The sequence below is a fragment of the Actinoplanes sp. DH11 genome, assembly GCF_020873875.1.
Lineage (GTDB): Bacteria > Actinomycetota > Actinomycetes > Mycobacteriales > Micromonosporaceae > Actinoplanes.
The window spans coordinates 87550-104710 of the sequence record NZ_JAHWGU010000010.1 but is presented as its reverse complement, the minus strand read 5'-3'; the positions used below and the strand labels follow the sequence as shown (position 1 = coordinate 104710).

20 protein-coding genes are annotated in these 17161 nt (G+C 69.8%); 16 read left to right on the top strand and 4 right to left on the bottom strand.

The genetic code is table 11. The annotated features are described in order from the left end of the window. Positions 1–9: 9 nt before the first annotated feature. A complete protein-coding gene (locus LPA41_RS16615) occupies positions 10–1494 on the bottom strand; it encodes an SDR family oxidoreductase (RefSeq protein WP_229071294.1) in 1485 nt (494 codons plus the stop codon). A gap of 113 nt (positions 1495–1607) precedes the next feature. Between LPA41_RS16615 and glyA the strand changes: the two genes are divergently transcribed. From glyA to LPA41_RS16545, 14 genes are all read left to right on the top strand, one after another. Beyond that, positions 1608–2897, top strand: coding sequence for a serine hydroxymethyltransferase (gene glyA / locus LPA41_RS16610; RefSeq protein WP_229071293.1), 1290 nt, complete (start codon positions 1608–1610; stop codon positions 2895–2897). After that, entirely contained in the window at positions 2894–3388 is a 495-nt protein-coding gene (locus tag LPA41_RS16605; protein ID WP_374238166.1) for a hypothetical protein, read from the top strand. Before glyA ends, LPA41_RS16605 begins: the two co-directional genes overlap by 4 nt. Positions 3389–3672: 284 nt before the next feature. Beyond that, positions 3673–3834 carry an AtpZ/AtpI family protein gene (locus LPA41_RS16600; protein WP_229071292.1) on the top strand — a complete coding sequence of 54 codons (162 nt, stop codon included), beginning with the start codon at positions 3673–3675 and terminating at the stop codon, positions 3832–3834. 15 nt (positions 3835–3849) lie between these two features. Beyond that, entirely contained in the window at positions 3850–4638 is a 789-nt protein-coding gene (gene atpB / locus LPA41_RS16595) for a F0F1 ATP synthase subunit A (RefSeq protein WP_229071563.1), read from the top strand. A 74-nt stretch (positions 4639–4712) separates the two neighbouring features. Then, positions 4713–4949, top strand: coding sequence for an ATP synthase F0 subunit C (locus LPA41_RS16590; protein ID WP_111654357.1), 237 nt, complete (start codon positions 4713–4715; stop codon positions 4947–4949). A 25-nt stretch (positions 4950–4974) separates the two neighbouring features. After that, positions 4975–5526, top strand: a complete 552-nt coding sequence (locus LPA41_RS16585) for a F0F1 ATP synthase subunit B (protein ID WP_229071291.1) — start codon at positions 4975–4977, stop codon at positions 5524–5526. Further along, entirely contained in the window at positions 5526–6347 is an 822-nt protein-coding gene (locus LPA41_RS16580; protein WP_229071290.1) for a F0F1 ATP synthase subunit delta, read from the top strand. The genes LPA41_RS16585 and LPA41_RS16580 overlap by 1 nt, the downstream gene beginning before the upstream one ends. 75 nt (positions 6348–6422) lie before the next feature. Then, complete coding sequence (gene atpA / locus LPA41_RS16575) at positions 6423–7991, top strand: F0F1 ATP synthase subunit alpha (protein ID WP_229071289.1); 1569 nt, start codon at positions 6423–6425, stop codon at positions 7989–7991. Positions 7992–7993: 2 nt separating this feature from the next. After that, positions 7994–8923 carry a F0F1 ATP synthase subunit gamma gene (locus LPA41_RS16570; RefSeq protein ID WP_229071288.1) on the top strand — a complete coding sequence of 310 codons (930 nt, stop codon included), beginning with the start codon at positions 7994–7996 and terminating at the stop codon, positions 8921–8923. After that, positions 8923–10365: a F0F1 ATP synthase subunit beta gene (gene atpD / locus LPA41_RS16565; RefSeq protein WP_229071287.1), complete on the top strand. Its 1443-nt coding sequence runs from the start codon at positions 8923–8925 to the stop codon at positions 10363–10365. The genes LPA41_RS16570 and atpD overlap by 1 nt, the downstream gene beginning before the upstream one ends. A gap of 242 nt (positions 10366–10607) precedes the next feature. Further along, positions 10608–11690, top strand: coding sequence for an LCP family protein (locus tag LPA41_RS16560; RefSeq protein ID WP_229071286.1), 1083 nt, complete (start codon positions 10608–10610; stop codon positions 11688–11690). Positions 11691–11761: 71 nt separating this feature from the next. After that, positions 11762–12043, top strand: coding sequence for a F0F1 ATP synthase subunit epsilon (locus LPA41_RS16555; RefSeq protein WP_229071285.1), 282 nt, complete (start codon positions 11762–11764; stop codon positions 12041–12043). 8 nt (positions 12044–12051) lie between these two features. Then, positions 12052–12519 (top strand): DUF2550 domain-containing protein, encoded by a 468-nt coding sequence (locus LPA41_RS16550; RefSeq protein ID WP_229071284.1) that lies wholly within the window; start codon positions 12052–12054, stop codon positions 12517–12519. Between the two features lie 28 nt (positions 12520–12547). Further along, a complete protein-coding gene (locus tag LPA41_RS16545) occupies positions 12548–13495 on the top strand; it encodes a PhzF family phenazine biosynthesis protein (RefSeq protein WP_229071283.1) in 948 nt (315 codons plus the stop codon). A gap of 7 nt (positions 13496–13502) precedes the next feature. Here LPA41_RS16545 and LPA41_RS16540 read toward each other — a convergent pair whose 3' ends face one another. Both LPA41_RS16540 and LPA41_RS16535 read right to left on the bottom strand, forming a co-directional pair. Then, positions 13503–13892, bottom strand: a complete 390-nt coding sequence (locus LPA41_RS16540; RefSeq protein ID WP_229071282.1) for a VOC family protein — start codon at positions 13890–13892, stop codon at positions 13503–13505. Next, complete coding sequence (locus tag LPA41_RS16535; RefSeq protein WP_229071281.1) at positions 13889–14467, bottom strand: cob(I)yrinic acid a,c-diamide adenosyltransferase; 579 nt, start codon at positions 14465–14467, stop codon at positions 13889–13891. The genes LPA41_RS16540 and LPA41_RS16535 overlap by 4 nt, the downstream gene beginning before the upstream one ends. Positions 14468–14509: 42 nt before the next feature. Here LPA41_RS16535 and murA point away from each other — a divergent pair, with 42 nt between their 5' ends. Next, the gene (gene murA / locus LPA41_RS16530) at positions 14510–15799 is read left to right on the top strand and encodes a UDP-N-acetylglucosamine 1-carboxyvinyltransferase (protein ID WP_229071280.1); all 1290 of its coding nucleotides are present in this window, start codon (positions 14510–14512) and stop codon (positions 15797–15799) included. Between the two features lie 20 nt (positions 15800–15819). On the opposite strand, the gene LPA41_RS16525 is transcribed toward murA, so the two are convergent. Continuing rightward, positions 15820–16170, bottom strand: coding sequence for a hypothetical protein (locus LPA41_RS16525; RefSeq protein ID WP_229071279.1), 351 nt, complete (start codon positions 16168–16170; stop codon positions 15820–15822). Positions 16171–16295: 125 nt separating this feature from the next. Here LPA41_RS16525 and LPA41_RS16520 point away from each other — a divergent pair, with 125 nt between their 5' ends. Then, positions 16296–17144: a 3-hydroxyacyl-CoA dehydrogenase family protein gene (locus LPA41_RS16520; protein ID WP_229071278.1), complete on the top strand. Its 849-nt coding sequence runs from the start codon at positions 16296–16298 to the stop codon at positions 17142–17144. Positions 17145–17161 lie beyond the last annotated feature (17 nt).

Here is a 17161-nt window from a genome sequence, read left to right as displayed (position 1 = left end):
CCCAGCCGGCTACCGGTACGCGACCGGCTCTCCGGCGCTGCTGCCCAGTGACTCGGCGGTGGCTGTGATGTTGCGGGCCATGCCACTGAAGACGATGCCGTGGAAGGGCACCACCGACGCCCAGTAGAGGTGCCCGACCAGCCCGCGCGGCAGGAACACCGCCCGCTGCCGGTAGACGCTGCCGCCGTTGCCGTCCGGCTCGGCGCGCATCTCCAGCCAGGCCCGGCCCGGCACCCGCATCTCGGCGCGCAGCCGCAGCAGCGAGCCCGGCTCGAGTTCTTCGACACGCCACCAGTCCAGCGCCTCCCCGACCCGCAGCCGGTGCCGGTCGCGCCGGCCACGCCGCAGACCGACCCCGCCGGCGAGCCGGTCCAGCCAGCCGCGCACCGACCAGGCCAGCGGGAACGAGTACCAGCCGTTGTCACCGCCGACGCCTTCGATGACGCGCCACAGCTGGCCGGCGGGGGCGCGTACCGGGCTGCACCGCTCGTCGACGTAGACGCTGCCACCGGACCAGTCCGGGTCGCTGGGCAGCGGCTCCGCGTCGGCGTCCCGGCCGGAGGCGCTCGTCCAGCGGGTCTCCACGTCGGCGTCGCGGATCTTGCTGAGGGCCAGCCCGACGGCCTCGTCGAACCCGATCGGGGCCGGGCCGGGCAGCAGCTCGGCCAGGTCGTTCTCGTGGGCCACCGCCTCGTGCACCAGGCTGGCGACGAGCGGGCGGGCGATCGCGTTCGGCACCGGGGTGACGACGCCGACCCAGTGCGCGGACAGCCACGGGCTGAGCACCCGGGTGGGCAGGATGATCCGCCGGGACAGGCCGGCCACCCGGGCGTATCGGCGCATCATCTCGGCGTACGTCAGCACGTCCGCCCCGCCGATGTCGAAGCCCCGGTTGACCTCGGGCGGCAGCCCGGCCGCACCGACCAGGTAGCGCAGCACGTCGCGGACCGCGATCGGCTGGATCCGGTTGTGCACCCAGCGCGGCGTGACCATCACCGGCAGCCGCTCGCTGAGGTAGCGCAGCATCTCGAACGAGGCCGACCCGGAACCGATGATCACCGGCGCCCGCAGCACGGCCGTCGGCACGCCGCTGCCCAGCAGGATCTCGGCGACCTCGGCGCGGGAGCGCAGGTGTGCCGAGGGCCGGTCGCCGGCCGGCGGCTCGGGACCGCCGAGGTAGATGATCCGCCGGACCCCGGCGGCGCGGGCCGCGGTGGCGAAGTTGCGGGCGGCCTCGCGGTCCCGCTGCTCGAAGTCGCTGACGCCGAGCGAGTGCATCAGGAAGTAGGCGACCTCGACGCCGTCGAACGCGGCCGGCAGGGTGGCCGGGTCGGAGAGGTCGGCCTCGACGATCTCCACCTGAGCGGCCCACGGGACGTCACGCAGGCGGGCGGCGCTGCGGGACAGGCAGCGGACTGTGTGGCCGGCCTCCAGCAGCCGTGGGGCGAGACGGCCGCCGATGTAGCCGGTGGCGCCCGTGACCAGACAACGCATGCTCATCCTTCCCGCGGGAGGAACCGAAAGGAACCTCATAAAAGACTGTGCCCACGGGACCGGGGTTCGAAGCCATATGCTGCGAAACGCAGGGGTCGGCGACGGGAGGCCAGATGGGCACCTTCTGGGGTCCGGACTTCGCTGCCCTGGAGCGCGACGATCCGGAGATCGCGGCCGTGCTCCTGGACGAACTGGCCCGGCAGCGGCAGACCCTGCAACTGGTCGCCAGCGAGAGCTTCGCCTCGCCGGCCGTGCTGACCGCACTCGGTTCCACGCTGGCGAACAAGTACGCCGAGGGCTACCCGGGCAGCCGGTACTACGGCGGCTGCGCGCAGGTGGACCGGGCCGAGGAACTCGCCGTCGCGCGGGCCCGGGAGTTGTTCGGTGCCGAGCACGCGAACGTGCAGCCGCACTCCGGCGCCTCGGCGAACCTGGCCGTCTACGCCGCCCTGGCCGAGCCGGGCGACCCGGTGCTGGCTCTGGGCCTGCCGCACGGCGGCCATCTGACCCACGGGAGCCGGGCGAACTTCTCCGGCAAGTGGTTCCACCCCATCGCCTACCGGGTGGACCCGCGGACCGAGGAGATCGACTACGACGAGGTACGCGACCTCGCCCTGGCACACCGGCCGAAACTGATCATCTGTGGCTCGGCGTCGTACTCCCGGCTGATCGATTTCGCCCGGTTCCGGGAGATCGCCGACGAGGTGGGCGCCTATCTGATGGTGGACGCCGCACACGTCATCGGCCTGGTGGCCGGCCGGGCCGTCCCGTCGCCGGTGCCGCACGCCGACGTGGTCACCTGCACCACCCACAAGGCGCTGCGCGGTCCCCGAGGTGGCATGATCCTCTGCCGTGCGGACCTGGGGCGGCGCGTCGACAAGGCGGTCTTCCCGTTCGCGCAGGGCGGCCCGATGATGCACTCGGTCGCGGCGAAGGCGGTCGCGCTGCGCGAGGCGGGCACCGCGGCCTTCCGGGAGTACGCTCAGCAGACCGTCCGCAACGCGCGGGCCCTCGCTGCCGGGCTGGCCGCCGAGGGGATGCGCCCGGTCACCGGCGGCACGGACACCCATCTCGCCCTGCTCGACGTGCGCGAGCTGGGCGTCTGCGGGCGGGATGTCGAGGCGCGCTGCGCCCGGGCGCGGATCGCCCTGAACAAGAACGCGATTCCGTACGACCCGGAGAAGCCGGCCGTGGCATCGGGGGTCCGGGTCGGCACACCGGGCGTCACCTCCCAGGGCATGCGGGAGGATGAGATGCGGCGGATCGCCGGCCTGATCGGTGCGGCGGCACGCAGCGACCCGGCGGCGGCCGGTGGCGCGGGCCGTCTGGACGAGGTGGCCGAGGAGGTGTCGGAGCTGGTCCGGCGCTTCCCGATCTATGCGGAGCAGGAGGCGATGGCGTGAGTCGGTCAGGCCCGGCGGCAGCTGAGCGGGACCCGGTGGACGTGGTGCCCTACGTGCCGGACGACGAGCCGGAGACTCCGCTGCCGGAGCTGCCCCCGCTCCCGGCCGACCCGCGCTGGCGGGTGGAACACCTGCCGTTCCTCTCCGCGGTCAGCATGGCCCTGCTGCTCTTCGCGGCGTCCGCCGGTTTCCTCACCGGCGGCCGGCAGTCGGCGGTCGGCGCGGCGGCCGGCGTGCTGATCGTGACGGTCAGCTACACGATGACCACCCTGGTGATCGCCTGGGCCGACACGGTCCGCCCGGCTCTGCTGATGCCGCTCGGCCTGCTCACCTACACGGTGAAGTACGCGCTTCTCGGCGTCATCCTGGCGTTCGGCGTCGCGTCGGACTGGTCCGGCAAGACCGCTCTCGGGCTCGGCATCGTCTCGGGCATCGTGGTGTGGACCGGCGTGCAGGCCTGGTGGATGTACTCCAGAACGCGTCGAAAGTGATCTAGGGCACGGTAAGGTAGCTGGACGTACTACTCATCTCGGTCACGCAGCCACGATCCGGTGACCTCCTCGCTCGCGTCGTGCTCCGATCTGGCGCGACAGGAGTACCGTGTCCTTCCAGTTGCGAGACCCTCGACGCCTGGACAACTGCGGTTGTGCGGGGGGTCCCGCTTAGCTTCGTGTTTCCTGCTGATATCGTTCGGGCCGTCATGACCGGCCAAGAACCTCCCCACAATCCTCGCGGTGACCAGGGTCAGACCCCGCCTCCCGACACGGGAGGGGGCATGACAGCGGTCTCCTACCTCATCGCGGGCATCATCGTCTGGGGCGGGATCGGCTGGTTGGTCGACCACTTCGTCGGAACCAAGGGCATCTTCGCCGGCCTCGGCGCCGTCCTCGGGGTCGCCGGTGGTGTTTACCTCATCGTGCGCCGGCTCGGCGCCTGACAGGAAAGGGCCATGGTGATCGGTCAGTCGACGGTCCTCGCGGCGGCGTTCCCGCCCAGCGTCGAGGACTTCTACCTGCCCAGCATCCTGCCGTGGGGCGCCCACGACAACTACTGGTTCACCAAGGTCACGCTGCTGGTGTGGGTCGCGGTCGCGGCGATCATCATCTTCTTCCTCTGGGCGTACCGGAAGCCCCAGCTCGTTCCGACCAAGAAGCAGTGGATGGCGGAGAGCGCCTACGGCTTCGTGCGGAACAACATCGCGGTCGACATGATCGGCCCGGCGGGTGTGCGCTTCGCGCCGTACCTGACGACGCTGTTCCTGTTCGTCCTGGTGAACAACTTCTTCGGCATCGTGCCGCTGATCCAGATGTCGCCGATGTCGCACATCGCGTTCCCGGCTGTCCTGGCCGTGATCAGCTACGTGATGTTCATCTGGGTCGGCATGCGGCACCACGGTCCGCTGAAGTACTTCAAGCACGCCCTGATCCCGCCGGCGCCGTGGTTCATCCTGCCGCTGCTGATCCCGATCGAGTTCTTCTCGAACTTCCTGGTCCGCCCCTTCTCGCTGGCGGTCCGTCTGTTCGCCAACATGTTCGCGGGCCACATGCTGCTGCTCGTGTTCACGCTGGGCGGTTTCGCGATGCTCAACGCGAACGTGCTGCTGGCGCCGGTCTCGGTCCTGTCCTGGGTGCTCACCATCGCGCTTACCCTGCTCGAGTTCCTGGTGATCTGCCTCCAGGCCTACGTCTTCACGGTGCTCACCGCGAGCTACGTCCAGGGTTCGCTCGCCGACGAGCACTGAGCATTAACCGGAACGAGTAACACCCCGTTGTCGTCCCGCGTGATCGTCACGCGAGATACCAGGAGGAATTAGCAATGGACCTTCTCGCCGCCGTTGAGGGCAGCACCGCCGCCATCGGTTACGGTCTCGCTGCCATCGGCCCCGGCATCGGTGTTGGTCTGGTCTTCTCGGCCTACATCCAGTCCACCGCCCGCCAGCCGGAGTCGTCCCGCCTGACCCTGCCGTACGTCTGGATCGGCTTCGCCGTCATCGAGGCGCTCGCGCTGCTGGGCATCGCGTTCGGCTTCATCTGGCAGGGCCCGATCTCCTGACTTTCTGCCTCGTTGGGAGGTGCCCATGATCAACCTTTATCTGGCCGCTGAAGAAGGCGCCACCGAGCACAACCCGATCATCCCGATCTGGCAGGAGATCGTGGTCGGCTCGGTTGCCTTCGCGGTGCTCTGCTTCGTGCTGATCAAGTTCGTCTTCCCGCAGATGGAGAAGACGTTCCGGGCACGGGTCGAGGCCATCGAGGGTGGCATCAAGCGTGCCGAGGCCGCCCAGGCCGAGGCCAACGAGCTCCTCGAGCAGTACCGCACTCAGCTCGCCGAGGCTCGTACCGAGGCCGCGCGCATCCGCGACGAGGCCCGGGCCGACGCCGAGGGCATCCGTCAGGACGTGCTGGGCAAGGCTCGCGAGGAGTCGGACCGCATCATCGCGGCCGGCAACGAGCAGCTCGCCGCCCAGCGTGAGTCCATCGTGCGGGATCTGCGTGCCGAGGTCGGCACGCTCGCGGTCGACCTGGCCAGCAAGATCGTTGGTGAGGCTCTGGCCGACGAGGCCCGTACCCGTGGCACCGTCGAGCGTTTCATCGCGGACCTCGACACCACCGCGACCGGGCGGCGCTGATGACGTCGAGCGTAAGCCGCGAGGCCTACGGCGAGGCGTCGGAACGGCTGGGCGCGGAGACCGCGTCCGCCACGGCCGCGCAGCTGGCGTCGGTCGCCGACGAGATCCTGTCGGTGGCCGGCCTGCTGCGGGCCCAGCCCCGGCTGCGCCGGGCGCTGACCGACCCGTCCCGGCCGGCGGCCGACCGGGCCGCGCTGCTCCGGTCGCTGCTGGCCGGCAAGGTCGCCGAGACCACGGTGAACGTGCTGGGCACTCTGGTGTCCGGCCGCTTCTCCCGGCCGGCCGAGCTGCTGGACGCCACCGAGCGCCTCGGGGTGGAAACCCTGCTGGCCTCGGCCGAGCGTGACAGCAAGCTGGCCGACGTCGAGGACGAACTGTTCCGGTTCAGTCAGATCGTGGCGGGCGACTCCACGCTGGCGGTCACGCTGAGTGACCCCGGTGCGGCTGTCGAGCGTCGGGTTAAGCTTGTTCAGGACTTGCTGAAGGGCAAGGTCCACGTGGCCTCCGGCCGGCTCATCGAGGTCGCACTCGAGGGCTTCGGTGGCCGCGGTTTCGAGGCCTCGCTGACCCGCATGGTCGAGCTGACCGCGGCGAAGCGCGACCGCGAGGTGGCGTATGTGACGGTGGCCAAGCCGCTCACCGACGCTGAGGAGCAGGCTCTGTCCGCGAAGTTGTCCGCGCTCTACGGCCGTGCGGTCTCGCTGAAGATCGGCGTGGATCCCGCGGTGATCGGCGGGGTCAGCGTCCGCGTCGGCTCCGACCTTTACGACGGCACGATCCTGCGCCGGCTGAACGCCGCCAAGCAGGCGTTCGCTAAATAGACATTTCCCCTCGATTCCAATCGAGAAGGCCCCTCGGCGGCGGCGACGTCCCGAGCTAGACAGAGAAGGCAGAGGATGGCCGAGCTGACCATCTCCTCGGACGAGATCCGGGGGGCGCTAGAGCGCTACGTCTCGTCCTACACGCCCGAGGTCTCCCGCGAGGAGGTCGGCATCGTCTCCGATGCGGGCGACGGCATCGCACACGTCGAGGGCCTGCCCTCGACGATGGCGAACGAACTGCTCGAATTCGCCGACGGCACGCTGGGCGTCGCGCTGAACCTCGACGTCCGTGAAATCGGCGCCGTGGTTCTGGGTGACTTCGCGAAGATCGAGGAGGGCCAGCCGGTCAAGCGCACCGGCCGCGTCCTCTCCGTCCCGGTGGGCGACGCCTTCCTGGGTCGCGTGGTCGACGCGCTGGGCAACCCGATCGACGACCGGGGTGAGATCGCCAACGAGGGCTTCCGCGAGCTCGAGCTGCAGGCGCCGAACGTCATGGCCCGCCAGCCCGTGAAGCAGCCGCTGCAGACCGGCATCAAGGCGATCGACGCCATGACGCCGATCGGCCGCGGCCAGCGTCAGCTGATCATCGGCGACCGCAAGACCGGCAAGACCACGGTCGCGATCGACACGATCATCAACCAGAAGGCCAACTGGCAGTCCGGCGACCCGGAGAAGCAGGTCCGCTGCATCTACGTCGCCATCGGCCAGAAGGCGTCCACCATCGCCAGCATCCGGGGCACCCTCGAGGAGCAGGGCGCACTGGAGTACACGACGATCGTCGCGGCTCCGGCGTCCGACCCGGCCGGCTTCAAGTACATCGCGCCGTACACCGGCTCGTCCATCGGACAGCACTGGATGTACAACGGCAAGCACGTCCTGATCGTCTTCGACGACCTGACGAAGCAGGCCGAGGCGTACCGTGCCGTGTCGCTGCTGCTGCGCCGCCCGCCGGGCCGCGAGGCGTACCCGGGTGACGTCTTCTACCTGCACTCCCGCCTGCTGGAGCGCTGCGCCAAGCTCTCCAACGAGCTGGGTGGCGGTTCGATGACCGGTCTGCCGATCATCGAGACCAAGGCCAACGACATCTCGGCCTACATCCCGACCAACGTCATCTCGATCACCGACGGCCAGATCTTCCTGGAGTCCGACCTGTTCGCCTCGGGTGTCCGCCCGGCGATCAACGTCGGCACCTCGGTGTCCCGCGTCGGTGGTTCGGCTCAGGTCAAGGGCATGAAGCGGGTCTCCGGCCGGCTTCGCCTCGACCTGGCCCAGTTCCGTGAGCTGGAGGCCTTCTCGGCCTTCGCCTCCGACCTGGACAAGGCGTCGCGCGCTCAGCTCGAGAAGGGCATCCGCCTGGTCGAGCTGCTCAAGCAGCCGCAGTACTCGCCGTACTCGGTGACCGACCAGACCATCGTCATCTGGGCCGGCACCACCGGCCAGCTCGACGACGTCCCGGTCGGCGACGTGCGCAAGTTCGAGCAGGAGCTGCTCGAGCACATCAAGCGCAACCTGAGCGACGTTTACACCTCGGTCGAGTCGACGAACAACCTGACCGACGACAACATCGCGGCTCTCGAGGGCGCGGTCGTCGAGTTCAAGAAGTCCTTCCAGGGCTCGGCTCAGGCCACCGAGAGCGGTAACTAGGCATGGCCGGTCAGGTACAGGCGCTGCGGCGGCGTATCCGCACCGTCAAGTCGACCAAGAAGATCGCCAAGGCGCAGGAGCTGGTCGCGACCAGCCGCATCGCCAAGGCTCAGGAGCGGGTGCAGTCCTCCCGGCCGTACTCGGAGGCGATCGCCAAGGTCCTGGGCGCTCTGGCGAGCAACGCTTCGGTCGACAACCCGCTGCTGGTCGCGCGTGAGCGCGTCCAGCGGGCGGGTGTCCTGCTGATCACCAGTGACCGGGGCCTGGCCGGCGCCTACAACGCCAACGCCATCCGAACCGCCGAGCAGCTGATCGCTCGGCTGAAGTCGGAGGGCAAGGAGGTGGCGCTGTACATCGTCGGCCGCAAGGGCGTCGGCTACTACCGGTTCCGTAACCGGGACATCGCCGCCAGCTGGACCGGATTCTCCGAGCGTCCGTCGTTCGCCGACGCCAAGCGCATCGGCGACGCGCTGATCGAGGCCTTCGCGGCCGGGTCGGCGGGCGAGGGCACCTTCGGGCCGGAGGGCATCGCGGGCGTGGACGAGCTCCACATCGTGAGCACCGAGTTCAAGTCTCTGATGACGCAGACCGCCGGTGCGAAGCCGCTCGCCCCGGTCCAGGTCGACGAGCAGGCCTCGGAGTCCGAGGGCCTGCGCCCGGCGTACGAGTTCGAGCCGGACGCCGACGAGTTGCTCGACGCGCTGCTGCCGAAGTACCTCAACACCCGCCTTTACGCGGCGTTGCTGGACTCGGCGGCCAGTGAGTCGGCCTCGCGCCGGCGGGCGATGAAGAGCGCGTCGGACAACGCGGACGACCTGCTCAAGCGGTACACGCGCGAGATGAACTCCGCGCGGCAGGCTGCGATCACCCAGGAAATCAGTGAAATCGTCGGCGGCGCCAACGCGCTTGCCGCGGCGGGAAGTGATGTGTGATGACTGCTGTAGCTGAGCCCACCAAGGCGGAGACCGCTGTCGGCCGCGTCGTCCGGGTCATCGGCCCGGTCGTCGACGTCGAGTTTCCCCGTGACGCCATGCCCGCGATCTTCAACGCGCTGCACGTTGAGGTCACCCTCTCCGAGGGCACCAAGAAGCTGACCATGGAGGTCGCCCAGCACCTGGGTGACAACCTGCTCCGCGCGATCTCGATGCAGCCGACCGACGGCATGGTCCGCGGCGCCGAGGTCACCGACACCGGCGCGCCGATCTCGGTGCCGGTCGGTGACGTGACCAAGGGCCACGTCTTCAACGCCCTCGGCGAGGTGCTCAACGTCGACCCGTCGACGCTGGACATCCAGGAGCGCTGGTCGATCCACCGCAAGCCGCCGGCGTTCGCGGACCTCGAGCCGAAGACCGAGATGCTGGAGACCGGCATCAAGGTGCTCGACCTGCTCGCGCCGTACGTGCGTGGTGGCAAGATCGGCCTGTTCGGTGGCGCGGGCGTGGGCAAGACGGTGCTCATCCAGGAGATGATCATCCGGGTTGCCCGTAACTTCGGCGGTACCTCGGTGTTCGCCGGTGTCGGCGAGCGCACCCGTGAGGGCAACGACCTCATCCTGGAGATGGACGAGGGTGGCGTTCTGGACAAGACCGCGCTGGTCTTCGGCCAGATGGACGAGCCGCCGGGCACCCGCCTGCGGGTCGCCCTGACCGCTCTGACCATGGCGGAGTACTTCCGTGACGTCCAGAACCAGGAGGTGCTGCTCTTCATCGACAACATCTTCCGGTTCACCCAGGCCGGTTCCGAGGTCTCCACCCTGCTCGGTCGCATGCCGTCCGCCGTGGGTTACCAGCCCACCCTGGCGGACGAGATGGGCGAGCTCCAGGAGCGGATCACCTCGGTCCGTGGCAAGGCGATCACCTCGCTGCAGGCGATCTACGTGCCCGCCGACGACTACACCGACCCGGCGCCGGCCACCACGTTCGCCCACCTGGACGCGACCACGAACCTCGAGCGGTCGATCTCCGACAAGGGCATCTACCCGGCCGTGGACCCGCTGGCCTCCAGCTCGCGGATCCTGGCGCCGGAATACGTGGGCGCCGAGCACTACGCGGTCGCCCGTGAGGTGCAGCGGATCCTGCAGAAGTACAAGGACCTGCAGGACATCATCGCGATCCTCGGTATGGACGAGCTCTCCGAGGAGGACAAGGTCACGGTTGCCCGTGCCCGCCGCATCGAGCGGTTCCTGTCGCAGAACACCTACGCGGCGGAGCAGTTCACCGGTGTCCCCGGCTCGACGGTCCCGCTGAAGGAGACCATCGAGGCGTTCAAGAAGATCTCCGAGGGTGAGTACGACAACTACCCGGAGCAGGCCTTCTTCATGTGCGGTGGCCTCGAGGACCTCGAGAAGAACGCGCACGAGCTGATGAAGGGCTGAGCCAGCCCCCTCGCTCGACACGAAGCCGCGCCGGCAGCACGCCGGCGCGGCTTTCGCGTACCCGCCGGATCCCGGCCTTCCTGGGCCGCGGGCCGGGAAATCGGAGCTGCCGGAGTTCGCCCGGAGCTTGGGTATGCTTGGCCGCGCGTTCGCACGGCCCTGCCACCATCCGGGGGTTGTCGGGACGCCTCCGGCGAGGGTTTGGGGATCGGGTGGCCAAGTCTTTCAAGCTCCGTGCACCGATGTGGGCACGGCTGTGCGCCGCGTTCGGCTGCGTGCTCATGGTCGTCAGCGGTGGTGTCCTGGTGACCGGTCAGGCGCTCATCTCCAAGTACACCGGTGCCGTCGACGCGGGCGGCACCCTGATCGGCGACCCGGCGGCGGCGACGCAGAAGTCCGAGATCAAGGGCCCGATCAACATCCTGCTCGCCGGCATCGACCCGCGCGACACGAAGACGGCGCCGCTCTCCGACTCGATCATCGTGGCCCACATCCCCGAGTCGATGGACCAGGTCTACCTCTTCTCCATCCCGCGCGACCTCTACGTCGAGATCCCGGCCTTCTCGGCGACCGGGTTCGACGGCGGCAAGTCGAAGATCAACGCGGCGATGTCGTTCGGCAGTTCGGTCGGCAACGGCGAGCACGACGTGAAGCAGGGCTTCCAGCTGCTCGCCAAGACGGTCACGAAGCTCACCGGCATCAAGACGTTCGACGCCGGCGCGATCATCAACTTCGGCGGCTTCAAGCAGATCGTCGAGGCGATGGGCGGCGTCACCATGACGATCGACCAGAACGTGAAGTCCGAGCACCTGCAGCCCAACGGCAAGCCCCGGCCGCGGATCCAGGGTTGCACCAAGTGCGCCCACCCCTACACCGGGCCGCAGAAGACCTACAAGAAGGGCACCTACCATCTGGAGGCGTGGGAGGCGCTCGACTACGTGCGGCAGCGCTACACCCTGCCCAAGGGCGACTACGACCGGCAGCGGCACCAGCAGCAGTTCATCAAGGCCATGGCGAAGCAGGCGATGAGCAAGGACGTCGTGACCAACCCGACGAAACTGCTCCAGATCCTCGACGCGGCCGGTGACTCGCTGACCTTCGACGGCGGCGGCAACAGCGTGATCGACTGGGCGATGGCGCTGCGCGGCGTCAACACCGACGACATGACGTCGATCAAGCTGCCCGGCGGCGGCCTGTTCGACGGGTCGCGGTACCTCGGCGAGCAGCTCGACCCGTCCGTCGAGGAGTTCTTCACGGCCGTGCGGGAGGACCGGATCGGTCCCTTCCTGCTCGACCACCCGGAGTACGTCAACGTCAACAGCTGACCCCGTACCACGACGACGCGGGCAGCCGTTTAGACTTCACCCGTTCAGGTTCTGCAGTCAGAGGAGACCAGGTGGCCAACCAGCTGCACGTCGAGGTCGTCGCCGTCGAGGAGAAGGTGTGGGTCGGCGAGGCGGAAATGCTCGTCGCGCGTACCACCGAGGGTGAGATCGGTGTGCTCCCCGGCCACTCGCCGCTGCTCGGCCTGCTCAAGGAGCCGTCCCAGGTCCGGGTGAAGCTCGCCGGTGGTGAGCAGCTCACCTACGACGTGGCCGGTGGCTTCCTCTCGATCGACGCGAACGGCGTGACGGTGCTCGCCGAGAGCGCCACCCCGTCCACCCCCGAGTCCCACTGACGCCGGCGATGCGGGTTCTGGAAATCGTCGGAATCTGCGTCGTCGCGCTGCTCGCGCTTCTCTTCGCGATCTTTTTCCGCCGCCGGCTGCTGAAAGCCGGCGGCGGAACCATTCGGCTCCAGGTCCGGATCAGCACCCTGGTGCCCGGCCGCGGCTGGTCGCCCGGCCTCGGCCAGTTCGTCGGCGACGAACTCCGCTTCCACCGCATGTTCAGCCTGGCGATCCGTCCCAAGCGGGTCCTCGACCGGCGGTTCCTGACGGTCGAGGAGCAACGCCTGCCGACCGGCCCGGAACGGCTCACCATGCCCGGCCACTGGGTGGTGCTGCGCTGCGCGAGCGGCGGCACCCAGATCGAGATCGCGATGGCCGAGACCACCGTCACCGGTTTCCTGTCGTGGCTGGAGGCCGGCCCGCCGCTCGACCCGGGCGCGCTGCGCAGCCGGCCCGTCTTCGGCCCCCGGCCGATCGAGCCCTGAGCCACCCTGCTGCCGTAACGTCTGGCACATGCGGATCAGGATCGTCGACGCCTTCACCGACCGGCCCTTCTCCGGTGCTCCCGCCGGTGTGCTGCTGCTCGACGAGTTCCCGCCGGACGCCTGGATGCAGCAGGTCGCCGCGGAGGTCAACCACGCCGAGACGGCCTTCCTGCACCCGCTGCCGCCAGGCGGGGACGCCGACTGGGCGCTGCGCTGGTTCACCCCGGCCGTCGAGGTGGCCCTCTGCGGCCACGCCACCCTCGCCGCCGCACACGTCCTGGCCCCGGCCGCGCCGGTCCGCTTCGCCACCCGCAGCGGCGTGCTCACCGCGACCGCCGGCCCGGGCGGGCGGCTCACCCTCGACTTCCCGACCGCCCCGCTCAGCCCGGTGCCCGCCGACCCGGCGCTGGCCGCCGCCCTCGGCGCGGAACCGGTGTCCGTGCACCACACCGGCCCGGACACCGACGACCTGCTGGTGGAGCTCGCCGACGAGGCAGCGGTTCGCTCCCTGACGCCGGATCTGCGCGCCCTGGTCCCCCTCTCCCGGCGCGGCGTGATCGTCACCGCGGCGGCCGCATCAGCCGCCACCGGCCCGGCCGCCACGCGAGACTCCGTCGCCACGGCCACTGCGCCGGCGCGTGATTCCGGTTCGCCGGCCACTGCGCCGGCGCGTGATTCCGGCTCCGGGCCGGACGGTGCCGGGGGCGGGTACGACTTCGTGTCCCGCTTCTTCGGCCCCGCGGTCGGCGTCGACGAGGACCCGGTGACCGGTAGCGCGCACACCGCGCTGGCGCCGTTCTGGGCCGCCCGGCTGGGCCGCACCGAGCTGGTCGGATACCAGGCCTCCCGGCGCGGCGGCTCGGTCCGGGTGGCGTTGCACGGCGACCGCACCCATCTGAGCGGCCAGGCGGTGACCGTCATCGACGGCACCCTGAACGCTGCCGCCGGCAGCCCGGGTGCCTCGCGGAGCGCCTGAGCCCGCCTCAGGGGGTCGTCAGCTCGGCCTCGTAACCCCACGGGTCGCTCAGGTGGGCGGCGTAGTTGTCCGGGCCGCCGGCGTGCGGGTAGCGGTCGGCGAACAGGTGGGTCCAGCCGTGCCCGGGGGCGGCCGCCCACAACCTGTCGACCTCGGCCGTGTCCGGCACGGTGAACGCCAGGTGGTTGAGCCCGGGCGCCGTCCGGTCGTGTACCGGGCCGGAGAGGGCCGGGGACTGTTCCAGGACCAGGTAGACGCCGTCGTGCCGCCAGGAGCGGCCCGCCGGCCACTCCTGGAACTCCACCCAGCCGAGTTCACCGAGCAGCCAGCCCCACGGGCCGGCGGCGCCGGCCACGTCCGGGACCCAGAGCTCGACGTGGTGGAGGCCGCCGGTCACTGGCGCCGGCCGCCCGGCACCCAGGTGACGTCGCCGTCCGGGTTCGCCACCCGGGAGAGGATGAAGAGCAGGTCGGAGAGGCGGTTCAGGTATTTGGCGGGCAGCAGGGCGGTCCGGTCCGGGTCGGCCGCGACGAGGGCCCAGGCGGAGCGTTCGGCCCGGCGGGCGACGGTCCGTGCCACGTGCAGCAGCGCCGCGCCCGGCGTGCCACCGGGCAGCACGAAGCTGTCCAGCGGGGTGAGCCGGTCGTTGAAGTCGTCGCACCAGGACTCGAGGCGTGTCACGTACTCCTCGGTGATCCGCAGCGGGGGATAGGCCGGGGGCTCGTCGGAGAGCGGGTTGCCCAGGTCGGCCCCCAGGTCGAAGAGGTCGTTCTGGATGGTGGAGAGCACCGTGCGTACGTCGTCGGGGAGCGCGCCGAGCGCGATCGCGACCCCGATCGCGGCGTTGCACTCGTCGGTGTCGGCATAGGCGGCGATGCGTGGATCCGTCTTCGGCGCGACCTCGTTGTTGACGAGACGGGTCTCGCCGGCGTCACCGGTGCGCGTGTAGATACGGGTGAGATGGACTGCCATGCGCCCCACCCTACGAGGCGGAGCGGGCGCGCGAACCCTACGATGGCCCGCGTGGATGTGATCAGGGTGAAGGGCGGCGCCCGGCTTGCCGGTGAGGTCGCGGTCGGCGGGGCGAAGAACTCGGCGTTGAAGCTGATGGCGGTCGCACTGCTCGCCGAGGGTCGCAGCGTGGTGAGCAACGTCCCGCGCATCACCGACATCGCGATCATGGCCGAGGTGCTGCGGCGACTCGGCTGTGATGTGGAGCTGAACGGCGACGAAGCGGTGATCGACGTGCCGGCCGAGCCGGGTGCGGAGGCCGACTACGACCTGGTCCGGCGGCTGCGCGCGTCGATCTGCGTGCTGGGGCCGCTGCTGGCCCGGCGCGGCTTCGTGCGGGTGGCGCTGCCCGGCGGCGACATGATCGGCTCCCGGGGTCTGGACATGCACGTCTCCGGGCTGGCCCGGATGGGCGCGGAGATCTCCAACGAGCACGGCTTCGTGATCGCGTCGGCGCCGCGGGGGCTGCGCGGCTCCAAGATCTGGCTGGACTTCCCGAGCGTCGGCGCCACCGAGAACCTGCTGATGGCGGCGGTCCTGGCCCGCGGCGTCACGGAGATCGACAACGCGGCGCGGGAGCCGGAGATCGTCGACATCTGCGAGATGCTCACCGCGATGGGCGCGCGCATCGAGGGCGCCGGCACGTCGACCCTGATCGTCGAAGGGGTGGAGGGGCCGCTGAAGCCGGTGCGGCACACCACCGTCGGTGACCGGATCGTCGGCGGCACGTGGGCGTACGCCGCCGCGATGACCCGTGGCGACGTCACGGTGCGCGGTGTCCGGCCGGAGTTCCTCGACATCGCCCTGGACAAGCTGGTCACGGCGGGTGCCGTGGTGGAGCCGGGCGACAACCTGTTCCGGGTGCGCATGGACGACCGGCCCCGCAGCGTCGACATCGTGACGCTGCCCTACCCGGGTTTCGCGACCGACCTGCTGCCGATGGCGCTGGGCCTGGCCGCGGTCGCCGAGGGCTCGTCGCTGATCACCGAGAACATCTTCGACGGCCGGTTCATGTTCGTGAACGAGATGGTGCGGCTGGGTGCCGACATCCGTACCGACGGGCACCACGCCGTGGTGAACGGCCGGGACCGGCTCTCCGGCGCCCCGGTGCGCGCCACCGACATCCGAGCCGGCGCGGGCCTGGTCATCGCGGGTCTCTGCGCCGACGGCGTGACCGAGGTGGGCGAGGTGCACCACATCGACCGCGGCTACCCGGACTTCGTGGCGGACCTGGCGAACCTGGGTGTGGACGTGGAGCGTACGGACGTGCCGGAGCCCACCTTCGAGTTCTGAGAGCTCCAGGCTTGAGAGCTCTAGGACTGCGCCAGGCGCCGCGCCTCCTCCACCTCCTCGGCGAAGACGAGGACGACGACGCGTCCGTCGCGGCGGGTCGCACTTGTCGCTCGGATGCCCGCATCGGCGAGCAGCCGCCTGATCTCGTCGGCCACCTCGGGGTCCTCCGTGACGGCCGCAGGCCAGAGCAGACCGTAGTCCTCGCGATCGCCGAAGATCGCGAGGCCGTCCGGGTACCCGTCCCGCGCCGGTTCCCCGCCGGGCGTACCGGTGGGTTGCAGACCCATGCGCCAGAAGACGGCGCCGAGAAAGCCGACCAGACCGACGGCGATCAACGGGCCGATGAGGTACCAGCCGTCGCTCGTGGCCATGGGCACAGTCTGGCATCGCCGACCGCGGTTTTCCCGGGGTTTGCCCCGATCGGGGAGGCCGTGCTGAATCTCCGTTAAGTAGCCCGGTTAGGGTGGGTCAACGTTCGCGGACGAAGGAGTGGAACATGGCGGGTCGCCTCGCGGTCATCGGTTCCGGTTTGATGGGTTCCGGCATCGCCCAGGTCTCGGCGCAGGCCGGCTGGCAGGTCACCATGCGGGACGTCAACGACGCCTCACTCAACCGCGGCATGGCCGCGATCGAGGAGTCCCTGACCCGGTTCGCGGTCAAGGGCCGGATCGCCGAGTCGGACGTCGACGCCACCCTTTCCCGGATCACCACCACCACCGATCTGGACGCCGTGGCCGAGGCCGACGTCGTGGTCGAGGCGATCTTCGAGAAGATCGAGGCGAAGCACGACGTCTTCAAGCAGCTCGACAAGATCTGCAAGGCGGGTGCGGTCCTCGGCACCAACACGTCGGCCATCCCGATCACCCAGATCGCCACGGTCACCGAACGCCCCGAGTCGGTCGTCGGCATCCACTTCTTCTCGCCGGTCCCGATGATGAAGCTGGTCGAGCTGGTCCGCGGTTACCAGACCTCCGACGAGACCCTGGCCGCCGCCCGCTCCTACGCCGAGGGTGTCGGCAAGACCTGCGTCGAGGTCAAGCGCGACGTGGCCGGCTTCGTCTCGAACCGCCTTTTCTCCGCCATCCTGGTCGAGGCCATCAAGCTGGTCGAGTCGGGCGTGGTCAGCGCGGAGGATTTGGACACGGTGATGAAGCTGGGCTTCGGTCACGCCATGGGTCCGCTCGCCACCGTCGACCTGACCGGCCTCGACGTGATGCTGAACGCGGCCGGCAACATCTACCGCGACACGGCCGACGAGAAGTTCTTCCCGCCGGAGCTGCTGCAGCGCATGGTCACCGCGGGCGACCTGGGCCGCAAGACCGGCAAGGGCTTCTACACGTACTAGAGCCGGGCGCGCCGGTG

Coding starts and splice junctions, on each gene's coding strand:
- murA (WP_229071280.1), top strand. CDS start 14,510: ATGGCCCGCGTGGATGTGATCAGGGTGAAGGGCGGCGCCCGGCTTGCC.
- LPA41_RS16535 (WP_229071281.1), bottom strand. CDS start 14,467: ATGGCAGTCCATCTCACCCGTATCTACACGCGCACCGGTGACGCCGGC.
- glyA (WP_229071293.1), top strand. CDS start 1,608: ATGGGCACCTTCTGGGGTCCGGACTTCGCTGCCCTGGAGCGCGACGAT.
- atpD (WP_229071287.1), top strand. CDS start 8,923: ATGACTGCTGTAGCTGAGCCCACCAAGGCGGAGACCGCTGTCGGCCGC.
- LPA41_RS16570 (WP_229071288.1), top strand. CDS start 7,994: ATGGCCGGTCAGGTACAGGCGCTGCGGCGGCGTATCCGCACCGTCAAG.
- LPA41_RS16545 (WP_229071283.1), top strand. CDS start 12,548: ATGCGGATCAGGATCGTCGACGCCTTCACCGACCGGCCCTTCTCCGGT.
- LPA41_RS16615 (WP_229071294.1), bottom strand. CDS start 1,494: ATGCGTTGTCTGGTCACGGGCGCCACCGGCTACATCGGCGGCCGTCTC.
- atpA (WP_229071289.1), top strand. CDS start 6,423: ATGGCCGAGCTGACCATCTCCTCGGACGAGATCCGGGGGGCGCTAGAG.
- LPA41_RS16525 (WP_229071279.1), bottom strand. CDS start 16,170: ATGGCCACGAGCGACGGCTGGTACCTCATCGGCCCGTTGATCGCCGTC.
- LPA41_RS16590 (WP_111654357.1), top strand. CDS start 4,713: ATGGACCTTCTCGCCGCCGTTGAGGGCAGCACCGCCGCCATCGGTTAC.
- LPA41_RS16600 (WP_229071292.1), top strand. CDS start 3,673: ATGACAGCGGTCTCCTACCTCATCGCGGGCATCATCGTCTGGGGCGGG.
- LPA41_RS16520 (WP_229071278.1), top strand. CDS start 16,296: ATGGCGGGTCGCCTCGCGGTCATCGGTTCCGGTTTGATGGGTTCCGGC.
- LPA41_RS16560 (WP_229071286.1), top strand. CDS start 10,608: ATGTGGGCACGGCTGTGCGCCGCGTTCGGCTGCGTGCTCATGGTCGTC.
- LPA41_RS16550 (WP_229071284.1), top strand. CDS start 12,052: ATGCGGGTTCTGGAAATCGTCGGAATCTGCGTCGTCGCGCTGCTCGCG.
- LPA41_RS16585 (WP_229071291.1), top strand. CDS start 4,975: ATGATCAACCTTTATCTGGCCGCTGAAGAAGGCGCCACCGAGCACAAC.
- LPA41_RS16580 (WP_229071290.1), top strand. CDS start 5,526: ATGACGTCGAGCGTAAGCCGCGAGGCCTACGGCGAGGCGTCGGAACGG.